Origin of the sequence: Chengkuizengella sp. SCS-71B, assembly GCF_040100845.1 — a bacterium.
Taxonomy (GTDB): Bacteria; Bacillota; Bacilli; order Paenibacillales; family KCTC-33759; genus Chengkuizengella.
On sequence record NZ_JAZHSH010000001.1, the window covers coordinates 3,394,543 to 3,413,077 of the forward strand.

Annotated in this window: 19 protein-coding genes; 3 read left to right on the top strand and 16 right to left on the bottom strand. The window is 29.5% G+C overall.

The window, feature by feature from the left end:
- Window positions 1-120 precede the first annotated feature (120 nt).
- Window positions 121-1,317 (top strand): DUF2515 family protein, encoded by a 1,197-nt coding sequence (locus VQL36_RS16585; protein ID WP_349250386.1) that lies wholly within the window; start codon window positions 121-123, stop codon window positions 1,315-1,317.
- Here VQL36_RS16585 and VQL36_RS16590 read toward each other — a convergent pair whose 3' ends face one another.
- On the bottom strand, window positions 1,318-2,958 hold the full coding sequence (locus VQL36_RS16590) for a polysaccharide biosynthesis protein (protein ID WP_349250387.1): 1,641 nt from the start codon (window positions 2,956-2,958) through the stop codon (window positions 1,318-1,320).
- A gap of 123 nt (window positions 2,959-3,081) precedes the next feature.
- Window positions 3,082-3,825: a Cof-type HAD-IIB family hydrolase gene (locus VQL36_RS16595; RefSeq protein WP_349250388.1), complete on the bottom strand. Its 744-nt coding sequence runs from the start codon at window positions 3,823-3,825 to the stop codon at window positions 3,082-3,084.
- 625 nt (window positions 3,826-4,450) lie between these two features.
- Here VQL36_RS16595 and VQL36_RS16600 point away from each other — a divergent pair.
- A complete protein-coding gene (locus tag VQL36_RS16600; protein ID WP_349250389.1) occupies window positions 4,451-5,461 on the top strand; it encodes a GHKL domain-containing protein in 1,011 nt (336 codons plus the stop codon).
- A gap of 32 nt (window positions 5,462-5,493) precedes the next feature.
- Here VQL36_RS16600 and VQL36_RS16605 read toward each other — a convergent pair whose 3' ends face one another.
- The 11 genes from VQL36_RS16605 to VQL36_RS16655 form a co-directional block, all read right to left on the bottom strand.
- Entirely contained in the window at window positions 5,494-5,619 is a 126-nt protein-coding gene (locus tag VQL36_RS16605; protein WP_349250390.1) for a hypothetical protein, read from the bottom strand.
- Window positions 5,620-5,653: 34 nt separating this feature from the next.
- On the bottom strand, window positions 5,654-6,163 hold the full coding sequence (locus tag VQL36_RS16610) for an accessory gene regulator B family protein (protein ID WP_349250391.1): 510 nt from the start codon (window positions 6,161-6,163) through the stop codon (window positions 5,654-5,656).
- 427 nt (window positions 6,164-6,590) lie between these two features.
- Window positions 6,591-7,991, bottom strand: a complete 1,401-nt coding sequence (locus VQL36_RS16615; RefSeq protein WP_349250392.1) for a HAMP domain-containing sensor histidine kinase — start codon at window positions 7,989-7,991, stop codon at window positions 6,591-6,593.
- 52 nt (window positions 7,992-8,043) lie between these two features.
- Window positions 8,044-9,393, bottom strand: a complete 1,350-nt coding sequence (locus VQL36_RS16620) for a HAMP domain-containing sensor histidine kinase (RefSeq protein WP_349250393.1) — start codon at window positions 9,391-9,393, stop codon at window positions 8,044-8,046.
- A 40-nt stretch (window positions 9,394-9,433) separates the two neighbouring features.
- Window positions 9,434-10,825 (bottom strand): sensor histidine kinase, encoded by a 1,392-nt coding sequence (locus VQL36_RS16625; RefSeq protein WP_349250394.1) that lies wholly within the window; start codon window positions 10,823-10,825, stop codon window positions 9,434-9,436.
- Between the two features lie 431 nt (window positions 10,826-11,256).
- Window positions 11,257-11,856 (bottom strand): response regulator transcription factor, encoded by a 600-nt coding sequence (locus VQL36_RS16630; protein ID WP_349250395.1) that lies wholly within the window; start codon window positions 11,854-11,856, stop codon window positions 11,257-11,259.
- 372 nt (window positions 11,857-12,228) lie between these two features.
- Window positions 12,229-12,417, bottom strand: a complete 189-nt coding sequence (locus tag VQL36_RS16635; protein WP_349250396.1) for a hypothetical protein — start codon at window positions 12,415-12,417, stop codon at window positions 12,229-12,231.
- Between the two features lie 36 nt (window positions 12,418-12,453).
- Window positions 12,454-12,675, bottom strand: coding sequence for a hypothetical protein (locus VQL36_RS16640; protein WP_349250397.1), 222 nt, complete (start codon window positions 12,673-12,675; stop codon window positions 12,454-12,456).
- A 70-nt stretch (window positions 12,676-12,745) separates the two neighbouring features.
- Window positions 12,746-13,186 carry a hypothetical protein gene (locus tag VQL36_RS16645; protein ID WP_349250398.1) on the bottom strand — a complete coding sequence of 147 codons (441 nt, stop codon included), beginning with the start codon at window positions 13,184-13,186 and terminating at the stop codon, window positions 12,746-12,748.
- A 16-nt stretch (window positions 13,187-13,202) separates the two neighbouring features.
- Window positions 13,203-13,967 (bottom strand): hypothetical protein, encoded by a 765-nt coding sequence (locus tag VQL36_RS16650; RefSeq protein ID WP_349250399.1) that lies wholly within the window; start codon window positions 13,965-13,967, stop codon window positions 13,203-13,205.
- A 752-nt stretch (window positions 13,968-14,719) separates the two neighbouring features.
- A complete protein-coding gene (locus tag VQL36_RS16655; protein WP_349250400.1) occupies window positions 14,720-14,884 on the bottom strand; it encodes a hypothetical protein in 165 nt (54 codons plus the stop codon).
- Window positions 14,885-15,165: 281 nt separating this feature from the next.
- On the opposite strand from VQL36_RS16655, the gene VQL36_RS16660 reads away from it, so the two are divergent.
- Complete coding sequence (locus VQL36_RS16660) at window positions 15,166-15,798, top strand: HAD-IA family hydrolase (RefSeq protein WP_349250401.1); 633 nt, start codon at window positions 15,166-15,168, stop codon at window positions 15,796-15,798.
- Between the two features lie 100 nt (window positions 15,799-15,898).
- Here the strand turns inward: VQL36_RS16660 and VQL36_RS16665 are convergent, their stop codons facing one another.
- The 3 genes from VQL36_RS16665 to VQL36_RS16675 form a co-directional block, all read right to left on the bottom strand.
- The gene (locus VQL36_RS16665; RefSeq protein WP_413789526.1) at window positions 15,899-16,837 is read right to left on the bottom strand and encodes a metal ABC transporter substrate-binding protein; all 939 of its coding nucleotides are present in this window, start codon (window positions 16,835-16,837) and stop codon (window positions 15,899-15,901) included.
- A 78-nt stretch (window positions 16,838-16,915) separates the two neighbouring features.
- Window positions 16,916-17,791, bottom strand: coding sequence for a metal ABC transporter permease (locus tag VQL36_RS16670; RefSeq protein WP_413789527.1), 876 nt, complete (start codon window positions 17,789-17,791; stop codon window positions 16,916-16,918).
- Entirely contained in the window at window positions 17,791-18,534 is a 744-nt protein-coding gene (locus tag VQL36_RS16675; protein WP_349250402.1) for a metal ABC transporter ATP-binding protein, read from the bottom strand. The genes VQL36_RS16670 and VQL36_RS16675 overlap by 1 nt, the downstream gene beginning before the upstream one ends.
- Window position 18,535 lies beyond the last annotated feature (1 nt).

Consider the following 18,535-nt stretch of genomic DNA (forward strand, 5'->3'; position numbering starts at 1 on the left):
ACAGTCCGTTCGACTTCTTGATTAACTGAATGATTACGGAATGTTAATACGTGGATATATAAAACTTCTTACATTTATCAAATGAGAAAGAGGGTGTTCCTAATTTTTAAAAATCTTTTTATGGAAACAAAACAAAAAACAAAAAACTTATTAAGATTCTTACAACTAAAAAAACAATACACCCCTTTAGTTTACGATACAAATGATTTGAGAATGATTCATAAAAAATTAAAGACTACATTAGAACACCCTAAACCTACGAACACTATTTTTACTAATATTGAACTAGAGATTTTTAAAAAAATTCAACAAAAAACTAAGGCTAATAACCTTAACAATATTACACGCACCCAAGCATACCTAGAAGTTTACAAGAGAAATTCTAACCTTCACTGGGCGTTTCTAGCTCATATGGTATCAAGAAATAGCGGTTGGAATATGACGGATTTAAAAGGAGAATTTCTCCCTAGATTACTTAACTCCGAAAAGAGACTAGCTACGTTTTTAATGCTAGAGAGAGCAAATGCACTTATCTTTCAAGATGCCTATCCCCAGTTATTATTATATGAGGAAAGTTTAAGTTTAAAAAAGAACTTATTTCATTTGTTAGATGCCTTTCATGTATCTAAATTTATGCGTCCCTTCTGGGATATTTTCTGGAATAATCCACAACAATCTACTTTGTTAACTATCGCTCTTATTATTAATGAACAAAATTACATTGAAAAAAGAGTTGTCTTAAATCCGAAATATAAAGAAAGAGTGTTGGACAAGTTTTATTTTAAAACACAATCCTTATTGCAACTTAATCAAATCCTCTTTCCAATGGTTTATTCTAGTCAATATGATAAAAAAAACTTAGTGGGGGTCACAGTTCAGAATTTTTCCAATCTTAAAGAAAGAATTGCAGTAGGAAAAAAACTATATACTATTATATATTGTTATCCTGATTATTATCAGGCCATTAGAAATTTCTCTAATCATGTTGCTCACTCTGGTTCTCGAGTAGATTACTGTCCTGAGTTATTTTCAAAAAAGAAATCAACTTCTTCCGACTATACCATGCAAAAAATTATAGGATGTAAATTAAAAAAAGGAGCCGAACCGCTGTCCAGCCCCGAATTAACGGAAGTATGGTCTAATGTTCCTTTTCAGTCCACAACGCAAGAGGATTGGTTTATTGATCTCTCTATGCTAAAACATTTTAAAAAAATAAAACCACCGATTACTTTGGAAATGACGCACAATTATTGCCAAGCTTTAAATAAAATAGAGTTAGCAGTTATGGCAGAAAAAATGTTGTTTGAAGAAAATTAATCAGCGATTTATGATACGTAAAACTTTTTGCATTACATTCTGAATTCTACCAGGCAAGTGACGAATATCATTTTCAGTTATCACTCTGAATTTAATCATGAATATTAAATATAAAATCCCAATAATCGATCCTAAAATGACAGAGTGCACTGCATAAGTAACCCTCTCAATAGAAAACTGAATTATGGATTCGTTGAAAAGTATAATTAAATATCCAACACCAACAAGAAGCATGGACGTAATTAGCGTGCCTATCCACTTTTTCCCTAATATCGTGTAAGAAACTGTTTTTTTCAAATAAAATAAGTTTAATATCATTACAATGGAAAAACTAATAGCAGTAGATAAAATGATTCCACCAACTCCAAGCCATGGTGCTAATAAAAAGTTCCCTGCCACTTTCAATACTACACCTAGCGATACATGAATCATCGGTCTTTTGAATTGTCCTAATCCCATTAAAATGGTACCTGATGTCATCATCAATACTTGGAATATTGTGCTAGCAGTTAAATAAACAATAACTGACGTTCCTAATGTATTTTTGAATAATAATCCATTAATAGGCTCTGCTGCAATACATAATACTAAGATGACTGGCAAGCTGAAAAGAATAGACATTCTTAAAGCTAGCGATGTTTGACGATTTAATACTAACTGATCCTTTTTCGCATACGCCGATGAAATGATTGGGAGAATAGATTGACTAATCGCAATGGAAAATATGATCGGTAGCCCTGCTAGAGCCTGAGCTCTATTTTGCAAAATACCTAACATTTCTTCAGCACTACTATAACCTAACTTCCCTTCAAGCAATGAAATTACAGTTGAAGCGTCAATAAAATTAATTGCAGGGACAGCTATCGCAATCAAAATGACAGGTCCTGAAATTTTAAATATCATCTTATATATTTTTCTATAAGTTAATGATTTAGCAGCTTTTATCTCTTCTTGATTCTTTTCATTTGAAATAATATACTGCCCATCCTTAATATCTTGTTTTTTTAACCTCCGCCAATAAAATAACATGACTAATAATGCTGCAACCCCACCAACTACACCACCAAAAGTTGCACCAGCAATCGCCAATTGTTCTGTAGTGCCCATATAAAGTAAGAATGATGCGAGTCCTACAGAAACAATGACTCTCACAATTTGCTCAACTATTTGTGAAATTCCATTTCCCATCATTTGTTGCCTACCTTGAAAATAACCTCTCATGATGGCAATGACAGGGAAAAATAGTAAAGCAGGAGCAAGAGCACGAATCGCTAACACAGCATCCTTATCCTTTGCAATGTTAGTCGCATAATAATCTGAAGCAAACCAGAGCAATGCTGTCATAAAAAGTCCTGCAAAAATTGCAAACTTAATGGATGCAACATAAATTCGATGAGCTTCCGCAAATTTACCCAATGCCATCCGTTCTGATACTAATTTACTAATTGCGACAGGAACACCAGCTGTTGCAATCATTAGTAGTAAAAAGTAGATCGAATTCGCAATCCCATAAGTAGCCATCGCATTGTCACCAAGCATATTTTGTAATGGGACCCGTTGAAAAATTCCCAAAAAACGTGCAATAAAAGCCGCGATTGCTAATACCAATGTGCCTTTAATTAAAGAATCTTTTTTTGACAAAGTAACTTTCCTTCCTGATTAATGATCATATTTTAAGAAAATGAATTATGGTCTATATAGTTTAGCTCCTTGAGAAAAATTCATATTAGCAGTTTTTACGCAGCAGAATGTGACTTGAAAATTTTATACTCCCAGTATGTATTCCTCTATTATTTTTGCCACTCCATCTTCATCGTTAGTCAACGTCACTATATCCGCTTCTTTTTTTATGATATCTTGAGCATTACCCATTGCAACACCAAGGCCCGCTGACCTAATCATAGCAAGGTCATTCATACTATCACCCATCGCTATGACCTCTGACATATCAAATCCTTTCCATTTACATAAAGCTTGTAACCCACTCGCTTTACTAATCCCTTTTGGATTTAATTCAATATTATTAGGATGCGAATTTGTTATTTCCAAAGTCCCCCATGTTTTAATGGTTTCAAAAACTTGTTTAATCTTACTATCATCTTCAGTATAATAACCAAATTTTAACCACTGATAATCATCTAAATTATCTGTCCATTGTTCTTTATTAAATAACCCTTCCACAGTATAACCCCAAAACCAAGTATCATAGTGAAGTGCGATATCATGCATATCTTTAATGACTTCAGATTCTAGCAGATGACGCTGCATTAATTCTTTTGGATTCTTCCAAACTTCACTTCCATTCACAGCCACAATAGGTGTATCTAGGTTCAGTTCATGAATATAAGGCTCTATACTTTGATACCCTCTACCAGTTGCAAAACTAACAATAACTCCTTTATTCAAAGCTTTATCAATTGCAGCTTTATTCGCGAGCGAAATTTCTCTATTTTCATTTAAAACCGTTCCATCCATATCCAAAGCAATTAATTTATATTTTTTTGTCAAGTCATTCCCTCCTAGGCTTATCTAGTATAAATTGAAGCTCTCAACAGTAAGTTTCTTTAGTTATTAAGTATAACATAACGGGTTTACTCGAACACTTTACATGAATTACAATAATTCCCATATAAATAAACTTAACATAAGGGTTCTTATTTGTTCATAATCATGGTAAGTTATATTCGAGGTTATTCGACATTAAAATACATATCTTAACAAAATTATTTCATATTATGGTATTATATTATTAATGAAGGTATATTTTTAGTAGATTTTAAGTATAGAAAAGGTGAATGTTTTGATTGAAACTATTATGAATGTGTTGCCCATTGTTTTAATATATTCTATCCCTTGTTATTTTTTCTCCATTTGTTTTTCTTTCCTCTTTTGGGGTTTTTCACTAAGAGACCATTGGAAAAAAATACTTATCTTTGCTTCAATAGAATCCCTATACATAGATTTTTTTATATTTGATCTACCTGCCTATTTTTATTTTATTAACAGTATCTTATCTTACTTCATTCTCTTTTTTTTAATATTTAAAAACTTAAAATTCGTGCATAGAATTATTATACCTATGTTTTCATTTACAACCTTACTTTTCTTAGAATTATTCGTCGTTGTTTTTACTTTGAAAATATTATCTACTACTAGAGAAGAGTTATTAAATAACTCTATTAATATTGTTTATATTTCATTTCCAATTGTTCTAATCTTTTCTAGTCTGATTTATTTAATGATTAAAACAGGATGGTCCATAGGACAAAATCTTACAACAACCATAAAAAAAAATCTAAAAATTTCATTATTATTTTGTATTTTATTTATTCAATTTATTATAGTTACATTTGTAATAACAATAAATTATCTAGGATCATATCATAATTTATCAAAAACAATTTCTCTTTTATTATTTTTTACTATATTCTTAAGTCTCATTATTTTACTAGTCACACTTAACACAATAAAACAAACTAAGAATGAAGCTGTGCAAATGACACAACAATTTTACATAGAAGACGTAGATAAGATGTTTACAAGTATACGTGGCCAACGTCATGATTTTTTAAATCATGTACAAGTAGTATCTGGTTTAGTGAAACTTCAAAAATATGATGAATTAAAAAAATATACTAAAGATCTTGTGGGAGGGATTTCAGAGGTTAATGATATATTAGAGATAGGACATCCTGCTCTAGCAGCTTTAATTCAAAGTAAAACAATTATCTCACTGGATAAAAAAATAAATTTCCACTATCAATTTAAAAATTTAAATTATCTGTCATTAGGTGTAACATCAATAGACATTGTAAAAATCATTGGAAATTTAATTGATAATGCTATGCAGGAAGTTGAACATCTATCTCCTGAAAATAGGTGGATTCAAACCAGTGGAAAAATAGAAAATAATAATTTATATATCAGTTGTAAGAACCCATATATGAAAACAAAGAATTTAATTAAATCACAAATTTTTAAGCCTGGCTTTTCAACAAAAAATAAATCTATGCATGAAGGTCTTGGATTATCAATAATAAAAGAGAGAGTAGATTACTATAAAGGCTCCATTAAAGTAAACACTACTGAAAATCAAGAGATCGAATTTAACATAAAACTACCAGTAAAATCAGTAGTTTTATAAAAAAATGTGACAAAAGGGTTTAATAATACTGGCTAGTCTTTTTTAATAAGTTTTTCTGGTATTATTGAATCACCAAATACTAATTTGTTTGAATAAGTAAATACAATTGCAAAAACAGACAAAACTACAGATAAGCACTTTGCTATTTTAGACTTCAACAATCTCACCTCCAACAAATAATTAATTACAAGCTTATAATCTCTTTGTTAAAAGAGATAATGCTTGTATCATATATGACAATGCGAAAATACTAGAACCAACAAATAAATTAATGGCTACAATGATAATCGAAACAAACTTGAAATAACGAAGTATTTGTCTTGGAATCTGGGTATTAATGTGCACATTCACTGGTGCTCTGAACCATACAATAAATAAAGAAACAATATTCAATAATTGTGTTACCATTAAATTAATGGAAATAAAAGAAATAAATATAAATACACATGAAGATATAATTGAACATACAACTAATGACTTAAAATGAAAACCACCTGAAAACGCCCTTAGTAATGCAAATGAAAAAAATGCTAAAAATATCTCCTTTAATTGATTGGTTATAATCCCTACAATAAAACATATCAATACAACAGAAAATAGATTCAATAATATTTTCAATGCATATTCCATAACCTCCACGTCTGATGACGAATCATAATGGTTTATTTTGTTTGCAATTTTAGCTGACATTCTTTCAATCATACTTATGCCTCTACATAATAAAATTCTCTTTTTTACAAATCTTGAATTTATTCTACAATATTTTCACCATAAAGCACAGGTAATTATTGTATGTATGTATAGTGATATTTTTATTTGCTTTTGAGAATAGATTATATAGAAGTCATAAAAAAATACTGATTGAGGATGGGAAGGGTTGACTAAAGTTATCATATTAAATCAAAAATTTTTTTTACTTTTTGAGTGGAAAATAATAAATCCTGAAGCTTATTTTTGACAAAATAAGTGTGGGGATAAAATTTGTTGAAAAGTAATTCTGATAGATTAACTTGAACCATACTTAGAATTCAAGATCAATTCGTTTTTTTAAACATAATATTTATTGAAAACTAACAATTTTATTTAATTATGTTTAAAAAATATACAATGCAATTGAAAGTGTAAAGATTTATACACAAAAATCTTTACACTTTCTCATATATTGAATCACTCTCTTTTTCTTTGAATTAATTATAGGAAACGATAGAACAACCTCTGTCCCCTCTTGTTCCACACTAATGATTTTCAAATCCCCATTATGCTTTTTCATAATGTTGTATCCATAAGTTAATCCTAATCCATGATTATTCCCGGTTTTCTTTGTTGTAAAAAATGGATCTAATACTTTATCTTGTATTTCTTTAGGGATTCCATTTCCGTTATCTTTCACTGATAATCTAATAAACTTTCTATATTCTATTATTTCAATATTAATTTGAGGATTAGAGCAATTTTTTAATGCCTCAATAGAGTTATTTAATATATTGATCAAAACTTCTCTTATATGAGTTTCATCCCCATCAATCATAATATCATTCTCTGCTATAACTTTTACTTTTATTTTGTGATCATCTGTAATTTGTTGGAGACTTGTTACAACATCTCGAATTAAATCAGCCAAATGAACATCTGAAATGATTAGATCTACATCTTCCATTTTTTCTTTTATTCTTACCGTCATCTCATTCATATGTTTTGTACTATTTAATATCTGATTAATAGTTATGTTTATTTGTTCATCATCAAAACTTCTCTTTGCTTCCTCAGATAATTGATTCACTAAAACATTAATCTTGGAAATTTCATTTTTTATCGTATGATTAATAATAGATGTTCCGGCGTTCATTGCTCTCTTAGTTTTATAAAAAACTTTTTGGCTAAGTTGCTGATTCCATCTTTTTGATATAACTTTCAGTACAAAAAATGTACATAATAATATAACTAGTAATAAAAGTGCAAAAAAATATAATGACTTTACTCCTTTACTTAATGCAAATGGGAAATATATAAGACTTATGCAGCTGGTTATAAATATCATAATTGAAAAAGTTTTTACACTAGTTGAATTTAACCTTCTTTTCTCATTTATAACATACGGGAATGTTATATTTTTTTTCCTTAATATAGAAACTAAACAAAAGGCAACTAGAGAAGTTAAAACCTGCAAAATATAACCTTCCATTTTAAATAATGTTAACTCAGGGGTGTAGATTAGATATAATAATACCTGTATCACACCATATACTAAATATCCAACAACTGCCATAATTATTGAATATATAAATTGTATACTAAATAATTGCCATAATAGTAAAAAATATAATACTAAGTGAACTAAAGGTGCTACAGCCTCCATTTCTAATCCAACTCGTAAAGATAATGATACGTAAGATAAAATTACACAAGAAAATAAAACTTGTGGCAAATATTTAGAAATACTTAAACGAAATAAAGAAAATACAATGAAAAAGTTAGCAATATATTCTATAGATGAAAAGAAAGTAAAATAAATAATATCTATTATGTTCATAACTATCACAGCCCTTTTATAAATTACATAATTTTAAATAAAAAAATGTAAACTAAAAACTCTCTGATTTTCTCTTAGGAAACCATAAGGCTATCTCAGTCCCCTGTTGTTCTTCACTAATGATTTTTAAAACTCCATTATGTTTCTTCATGATATTGTAACTATAAGTTAAACCTAATCCATGATTATTTGATGTTTTCTTTGATGAAAAAAATGGATCTAACACTTTATCTTGCAACTCTTTTGGAATTCCACTCCCGTTATCTTTCACTATTAATTTAATAAACTTATTATCTTTTAATATCTCAATATTAATTTGAGAATTTGAACAATTCTTTAATGCCTCAATGAAATTATTTAAAATATTCATCAAAACTTCTCTGATATGAGTTAGATCCCCTTGAATTACAATGTCATCTTCAACATTCTTATTTATTGTGATATTACAATCTCTTGTAATAGATTGAATATCCTTTGTCACTTCTTGAATTAAATTATATAAATTAATATTTGAAATAGTTAAATCTACGTCCTCCATCTTCTCCTTTATTCTCACAGTCATCTCATTCATATGTTTTGTACTATTCAATATTTTTTTAATATTTTTTTTCATTTTCTGATTATTATCTTTCCCTTCAACGTCTTCAGATAATTGATTCACTAATAAATTAATCTTAGAAATTTCATTTTTTATCGTATGATTAAAAATTGAAGTTCCTGTATCCATTGTTTTAAGTGTTTTGCTTAATACTTGTTGATTAAAATTAATTTTCCAATTTTTTAAAATAATTTTTAATAATAGAATAATAAAAATTAATACAAATAATCCATACAAGATTATGAATTTTTGATTATTTAAGAAATAATACATTCCAACTACATTTATAAAACTCATTAGCACTAAAAATAAAATAGGAAGTTCAATTAAACTTTTAATAGTTTTATCCTTCTGATTAGAAAGCAATGAATAGCCAATATTGAATTTCTTTAAGATAAAAACAATTATCATAGTAACTATAAAAGATAACGTTTGCAGTATATAAACATCAATTGAAAACAATGATAAATCCGGCTCATTTAAAAATGAAATAATTATTATTTGGATGACTGAATAACCTGAATATCCAACGGCAGATACTACTATTGCGTGCAAAAATTTCAACCTAAATAACTGCCAAAACAATAGAAAGATAAAAAACATCTGAAATATTGGGGCTAAATATTCCATATTAAATCCTGCTCGTAATGAGAATGATACATATAGTAATAAAAGGCTTGAGAAGATTATTTTTAATAAATACTTAGATATAGACATTCTAAAAAATGTGAAAATTAAGATAAAACCAGCTGCATAATCAAGTAGTGTAAAAAAACAAAAATTTATAACATTAGAAAATGACAATCTAGTCACACCTTTACAATAAAATAATTAAAGTTATTTACTATTTATCTAATGTCATATTTTGAATCACTCTCTTTTTCTTTAAATTAATTATAGGAAACGATAGAACAACCTCAGTCCCCTCTTGTTCCACACTAATGATTTTTAAATCCCCATCATGTTTTTTCATAATATTGTAACCATAAGTTAATCCTAATCCATGATTATTCCCAGTTTTCTTTGTTGTAAAGAAAGGTTCAAATACTTTATCTTGTAACTCTTTTGGAATTCCACTCCCGTTATCTTTCACTGATAATTTAATAAACCTTTTATCATCTATTATTTCAATATTAATTTGAGGATTTGAGGAATTTTTTAATGCTTCAATAGAGTTATTTATTATATTAATCAAAACTTCTCTAATATGAGTTTGATCCCCTTGAACCTTAATTTCCTTGTCTGCTTTTACATTTACTTGTATTTTACGATCCTCGGTAATTTGTTGGAGGCTAGCTAGAACTTCTCGAATTAGATCATTCAAATGTATATCTGAAATGATTAAATCTACTTCTTCCATTTTTTCTTTTATTCTTACTGTCATCTCGTTCATATGGTTTGTACTATGCAATATTTGGTGAATGGTCTTTTCTATCTGGTCATCATCATATTTACTTTTTATATCCTCTGATAATTGATTAACTAATAGATTAATCTTGGAAATCTCATTTTTTATGGTGTGATTAATAATAGATGTACCCGTGTCCATTGCTTTCATAGTTTTATGATAGATTTTTTGACTCAAATTTTGATTCCATTTCTTAGATATAACTCTAATAATCAGTACTAAATTCAATAACATAACTAGTCCGTATAAAAAATGAACAATAAAACCCTGAAATAAAGTAAGATAGATAATCCCAATATTTACAAAGCCAAATATAATTATTGCTATGAAATAGTATTTAAGTTTAATTGATTCATTATAATCTGTATTGCTAGTTTCAATCGAATAACCTACATTATATTTATTCAGGATATATGCGATATAAAATGTAACTAAACTAGTAATTGTTTGAAGAACATAACTAACGTTAGTAAATAGATAGTTATCAACACTAATAAATAAAAATGAGATGGATACTATAACAGTCTGAATAACACAATAAGTTAGATAACCTATTACTGCAATTAATATTGCATTTAGAACTTTCATTCTAAACATTATCCATAATAAAAAGCATAATAAAACTAATTGAGAAAAAGCTGCAATTACTGCCATATCTAAAGCTGTACGTAATGAAAATGAAACATATAGTAAAATAATGCTTGTCAAAATGACTTGCGGTATATAATCAGAAATACGTATGCGAAATATAGTAAACGTAATATAAAAGAAAGCAATATATTCTATAAATGAAAAAATTGAAAAATTAACAATATCTAACAGGTCCAAAACTTTTACACCACCTTAATTATTAAGTGAATTTGTATCTCTATTGGAATACCAGCACCATTAACTTTTACATATAAACTTGTGTACTTTTAAATTCTTCTTCCAATGTCAATATGAGGATTGGAGCATTTTTTTAATGCTTTAATAGAATTACTTATTATATTCATCAAAACTTCTTTAATATGAATTTTATCCCGATAAATAAGTAATAGTTTGTAAGAAAGCAAAACCAACAAATCCAACGACAGACATAATGATAGCATGGACAAGTTTCATCCTAAATAGCTGCCACATTAATGAGAAATAGGTGCTATTGTCTCTAAACCATATCCATCACGTAAAAAGAGAAAGGTATAACAAAATTAAAGAAGTTAATATATTTTGTGGTATATACTCTACCATTCTAATTCGAAAAATGGTAAAAATAAAAATTATCTACCTTTCATTTTATTCCTCATACTTCTTAACTGAGATTTAATTGTATTGAAGGATTTATGTAACTTTCTCGCCATTTCATTTTTAGTGAATCCCTTATTATTTAAATCATATAGCTCCCTTTCTGCTGGAGTTAACAATGATAATCTAACTTCTTTGCGATTTTTTCGATATGCATTTCTCAGAATTTCTGACACGTCGGAATGAATACCAGCTTTGCCATGATATGCATCTCGAACCGCTTGAAATATGTCTAAAATATTAAATTTAGATAGATAGTTAACCACATTTTTTATAGCAAACGACTCTAGTATTACATCTTCCTCCATAATTCCAGAAAGGATAATTATCTTACTGTTTATTTCTTTTCTTTTAGCTAACTCCTCTGCAAAATCAAGCCCATCTAAATTGTTTTCAGTTAAATTAATGTCAAGTATGATAACATCTGGATTGTTTTCGATAGATAATTCAAGAGCTTCTTCTCTATTTGTTGCTGTACCTATTAATAGAAAATCATTCTGATTTAATAGTTCTTTTGATAATTGTTGTAACCAAAATGAACTATCTTCCACTAAAATAACATTTATTTTTTCCATTTAGCTGCTGAACCTACTTCCCTTTTTAGCTGAAGCTTATTTAATAATAAATATTTTTACATATTTAACCTTAACATAATATACTAAAAATTTATAATAATTTGTCGATTTATTGCAAATTATGTCGAAAGGGAGTTGAATTCAAAAATAGAATAAGTATGTTAATCTAATGTTTGTAATAGTATCTAACTATTTAAACATCCTAAAAAAAGAACTCATTAAAACCCGAAAATTAAACATGTTTTATCCAAACCTTAGGCAACATACATAAGTATTTTTTTTAATAATTGAATCAATTAAAATTATAAGTTTAGTATCTGGTATAAGGGAGGGTGAAATTATTTCACCCCCTGAAGACGGACGTAGAAATTATTAAGATCCACCTGTTGTACCTACTTGTGCTGTATCTCCCCCAATACTAAATGACCAAGAAGCACCCCACGGAAGACCTTCTGAATAATTCTGTTTTTCAGAAGATGTAGCGTCTAGCTCTTGGTCATCTTTAATATCTATATTTCTTTTTAAAATTAAAACAACGTGAAAGCCCCTTGATATAATCAAGGACTAATCACGTTGTTGAAGTTAGGGAAAAGTGAATCAGGTCTCTTCTTGTTTATTATTATTTTGTTGCTTGGCATTATTTGTCCTTAGCTTTCTAACTTCAGACATTAAATTAATTAATAAAGCAAATAACATACCAAAGAATACTGAATAGCCTACATCTGAATTATTTCCTTCTATAGCGTTAAATAAAATCACACCGAAGATGAACCCTGAAACGCCTCCAAAAAAAAGAGAAAGTATCGTTTTTATGATCAAATTGACAAATTCACCACCCTTCTTAATTATATTAATTGTATAATAATATTGGAAAATCATGTATTTATTTTTAATTTCCCCAATCATTTTCTACAATAGTAATTGTCTCACAATCCCTTTCTGTTTCCCCTGTTTGATATGAATATACACTCACACAAGCTGTAACATCACCTAGATTTCTATAACTAACCCCAAATCTATTAGTTTGATCAAAAGGATAAACAGTAACTGTCTCATCAATCACACCTGCATCGTCAGATATTGTAACTTTAAATTTTGGATTCTCTTCATGGCCCTGTACTCCACCACCAATATGAACAACCCATTCTAGAAAGGAGTTTTTTGAGAATTCCCCATCATCATCTCTCGGGTCATTAGGAGGTACTTCAAGATAAACATCTAACGGATAGAATTGAACTCCAACTTCTGCATTGGATTCTATCGAACTAGTCATAATTATCCCTAAAAAAGATATAAAAGACAACGTAAATATTATTAAATACTTTTTCATATATAATCCCCCTTCCTTAATCGAAAGCTGCATGATTAATATCAATAGAATCAGAAACTATATCAGTTACATTAGTGAAGGTTATCGCCGCAGCTACACTTGGGCTTGTAGCAGCACTAGCTGATAGACCAAGTCCACCAATTACCTTATCATGTGCATACCATATTTTAATTTCTCCAGTATCTCCTTGAATATCAGTTCCCTTTAAGTAAACATGAGCAGTACCATAAGCATCTCCATAAAAAGTTTCTAAATCATATGTCCAACCAATAGAACCTGCGTTAGATTTATCTTTATAATTTGGATTTGAAGAATGGATATTTCCTAATTCTGTTACTTGATATGAAGTATAATCAAATTGATCTAACGTCCATCCTTTACTCCAACTTACACCAAACCCATCTGTTAGTCTCCAATATGGCATATCATTCCAATCATATTTAGCCGTAACTTTAATATATGGATCTCCATCCAAATTACCTAGTAAACCGTAATAGAGTGTAAAATCTAAATCATCTTGTAAGGCTAATGCTGTAAACTCATCTTGTTCTTGTTCAAGATCAAATGACGATTTGCTATATCCTAAGAATTTTGTGAAACCACTCTCAGCAATTTCTACTTTTTCTTCCATATTAAGTGTTTCTAGTAATTCGACCGATACACCAATGCTAGTTAGTTCTTTATTGACTCTTTTTTCTGTCCATTTGACCTCATTTGCGAATACACTACTAGGAATAAGTGCTAATATTAGAATAAAGAAAATAAATAAACTTTTATTCATGAAAATTAAACTCCCTTCAGATTTTTTACATAAATAGTTCCTTATTTCATGCTTGAAGCAATTTGTTGCAATGGATGTGAGTCATGAGATTGATTTAATTTCAAAATAATACCATTTTAACATCTCTTAATACAAAAACGATATTAAATTTGATACTGGCCAGCTATATTGAAAATTATAATATTTAAACATAATTGGAAAAAGGATGAATTTATTTCACCCCCTAAGTAGGCTTGCTGAACAAATCTACTTGGTTATACAGAAACTCAAAATTCGAGTTTCAAGCCATTCCAAAATAGAGATTTTAAATCTGAAAAGGTACTTTTTGAACACCCTCATTAATATAAATACCCCTTTATCAATAAACCATTATTTGAAGAACACAAATGAAAGAAACATTCCTGACTATAAAAAAGGAATGTTTCTTTCATTTATATTGACGTCTACATAGCATCAATTTTTGATCCCATAACTGACTAAGAGCACTTGCAGGTTTTTTAAAATTATTTTATAAATACCCTGTTAAACTCTATTTATTTAATCTAATAAAGTGAATTGTTAAAATGGTTAGATGTACTAACATATTTACTAAATTTATTTATTAGAAACTCTCTTTCTGAATCTCTCAGTAATCCTAATTTCTAATATGATTGCAATAATAAAAAATACAAATACAAATATCCATAAATAAAATAAAATTTCCATATTCTCTCCTTATGTATGTAATAAATAATAATCTATTATTCTAATTACTAAACAGTGGCATTTGATATATCAATCAGGAGGCCATCATCTTCTATATTTTTAGGATCAACGTCTACCTCACTCTTTTTCTCAAAGTAAACCAGACTTCCTATATATGTAACCACTCCAAAGAGGATACATGCACTTATTGCAATTAAAGTAACTTTTTTCACCTTTAATCGTACCTCCACCCTGTATCGCTTTATATCACATTAATCTTCCTAACCATTATAAAATTTTAGGATGTTAAAAAGGAGGATGAATTTATTTCATCCCCCTTATTGTTGGAATAAAAGATCGCATTATCAACATCCTTTTCGAATAAATTTATTGTAACTTTGACACATAAATAAAATAACTGAACTATTTCCTACTGAATTCATTTATAATGAATTATAGTCACATATTCTTAATTTAGATGAAACAAACATATACTTACTTAGGAGGGGCATACATGAAACATATCATTTTTGATTTTGATGGGACGATTGTTCAATCCAAAAACTTAACGATAGATATATATAATGAAATTGCTGCAAAACATAATTATAAGCTTATTGAAAAGAATGAAATCCCATACTTAAGCTCTCTGAGCATATCTCAAAGGAGTAAGTACCTTAAGGTACCATTGTGGAAACTACCCAGCCTTGTCAACGAGGTTAGGAAAAAATATAAACAAAGAATATTAAAAATCCCTACAGTGAATGGAGTGCCAGAAGTTATAAAGGAATTACATAAGTTAGGCTATCAACTTGGCATTATATCCACAAACGATAAGAAGAATATCATTCAATACTTGTCAAAGCACAGAATTAAACATATTAACAAAGTTTTTTGCTCAACAAATATTTTTGGCAAACATCGACTCATTTATAAGTACTTAAACCATTTTAAAATCAAAAAAGAGAATGTAATATATATAGGAGACGAAATAAGAGATATTGAGGCATGCAAAAAAGCAAAAATTAAAATTATGTGTGTTTCATGGGGGTTCGATGCAAGGAAGCTGTTAGAAAAAGGAAAACCAGAATATATTATAGACCATCCTCAACAAATTAAAGAAGTCATGACAAGACAATTAATATGATTATTCTTATTCACATTATCAACATAAACTAACCAATAAAAAGTTGTTGCATCAAAAAAACCACCCCTGAATTTTCATCATGGATGGTTCATTCTTTTTTTTATTTAGAAGAAACACCGTTATATATCATATCAATATTCCATTCCATCATTTTGATGTAAGTATCTCCATCTTCTCCTGGTTTTCCTACTGAATCAGTGAACACTTTCCCAAAGATCGGGACGCCAGTTTCATTTGATACTGTTTCCATCGATCTTGAATCAATACTCGTTTCTAGAAATAATACTGGGACTTCTTTTTCACGAATTAAATCAACAATGGCACTGACCTGTGAAGGTGTTCCTTGATTCTCTGCATTAATTTCCCATATATATCCTGCATCAAAGTCATATGCTGCACTGAAATATTTGAACGCTCCTTCACTTGTTACTAAAAATCGATCCTCTTGCGGAATTTCATTAAAACGATCAACAGCTTGCTGATGAAGCTCTTTTAATTGTGCAATATATGCCGCTGCATTTGCATCATAAATGTCTGCGTGATCTGGATCAATTTGTTTCAGAGCATCTCTTGCATTCTCTGCGTAAATAATCCCGTTTCTGACATCTAACCAAGCATGAGGATCAGATTCGTTTTCTTTTCCTGCTGTAGTAAGGTATTTCACTTCTACACCTTCACTTAAACGGAAAACAGGAGCATCTTCACCTGATTTACCAGTCGTTTCAAGTAGTTTTTCAAACCATGAATTCCCACCTTCAAGATTTAACCCGTTATAAAATACTGCATCGGCATCCGCTGTTTTTTCTACATCAGAAGGTAGAGGTTCAAATTCATGAGGATTTGCACCGATTGGAACCATACTATGCACTTCAACTTGATCCCCACCTACATTTTTAACAATATCATAAATAATAGAATAAGTAGCAACGACCTGCAATTCATCTCCCTGTGTACCATTATCGGATTCCTCAGTACTACAGCCTACCAAACCCATAAGAAAAATTAAAATTAACGAACTGAATAATAAACCTTTTTTCAACAAAATCACCTCTAAGTATTTATATAACCACAAAATTAAAAAACTGTTTTTCCAAATCACCATACGTTATTATTACATTTACCCTCTAGCTAATGATTTGGTACTTTTAGATCTAATACTTCTCCATAACACACCTTGTTTAGGTGAGAATATAAATGCGACTAGAAACATTGTTGTTGCTGTTAAAACAATGGTTGCACCTGAATCTAAATCAAATCTATTACTGAAAAACAAACCTACAATAGAAGAAATCGCACCAAAACCTGAAGATAAATAAATCATGATCCACAATCGATCTGTAAGTAAATAAGCTGTTGCTGCAGGTGTGATTAACATCGCCACAACAAGTACGATTCCAACTGTCTGAATGGAAGCCACAGTCACCATCGTAAGTAAAATCATTAATAAGTAATGAATCATTTTATTAGGTAAACCGTATGCGGCTGACATTGTTGGATCAAATGAACTTACTAAAAGCTCTTTATAAAATAAATAAATCATCACTAATACAAATACACCGATTCCAAATGTAGCCCATAATTCAGAAGTTCTAACTACTAATAAGTTTCCAAATAAGATGTGGTATAAGTCCGTACTGCTTTTTAATAAAGTAACCCAGATAATCCCGATAGCAAAAGCAAAAGTAAACATAATTCCGATGGCGATATCATTCTTGATTCGACTATTTTGACTAATATATCCAATCCCAACTGTTGTTAAAACACCAGAGACTACCGCCCCAAAAAAGAAATTAATACCTAACACATAAGACAATGCTACGCCTGGTAATACAGCATGGGAAATGGCATCACCCATTAAAGCCATCCCTCTCAAAATAATAAAACAGCCGATGGCTCCGCATATGATCCCTACGATAACAGAAGTAAGAAATGCTCTTTGCATATATTCATACTCCATTACATAGTTCACATAATTTATAATCTCGCCAAACATTAAACGCTCACTCCAATCTCCTTCATAAAAGCAAACTGACCTTTATATGCTTTTTCCATAATTTCAGGTCGAAAAACTTCATTTACAGATCCAAATCCAATCAGTTCTTGGTTAATTAATAACAATTTGTTAAAATAACTTTCTGCTTTACTTAAGTCATGATGTACAACTGTAACGGTTTTACCTTGGTCACTAAGATTTTTAAGTATATTAATAATGGTCTCTTCACTGCCTAAATCCACACCGACAAACGGTTCATCAAGGAAAAACAACTCCGCTTTTTGAGCTAATGCTCTAGCAAGAAAAACTCTTTGCTGCTGTCCACCTGAAAGTTCACCTATCTGACGTTTATAAAATTTCTCCATTCCAACTTCCTTCAAACATTCATAAGCCCATTCTTTATCATTTTTTTTCGGTCTCTTAAACATTCCTATTTTCGGATATGTCCCTAGCAGGACAGTTTCTATAACTGTAATTGGAAAATCCCAATCGATATCATTTCGCTGTGGTACATATGCAACTTGCTTACGGATTTCTTTCACAGTTTTATCAAGAAATGTAACCTTTCCCTTATCTCTGGGGATCAATTGAAGTATGGCTTTAATCAAAGTTGATTTACCTGCTCCATTAGGTCCAATAATCCCCAACAAATTCCCAGCTTCCAGAGAAAAAGTTACATCTTTAAGTGCTGTATTTCCATGATAAGAAACATATAAATCTTCCACTTGAATCGCAGATGACATT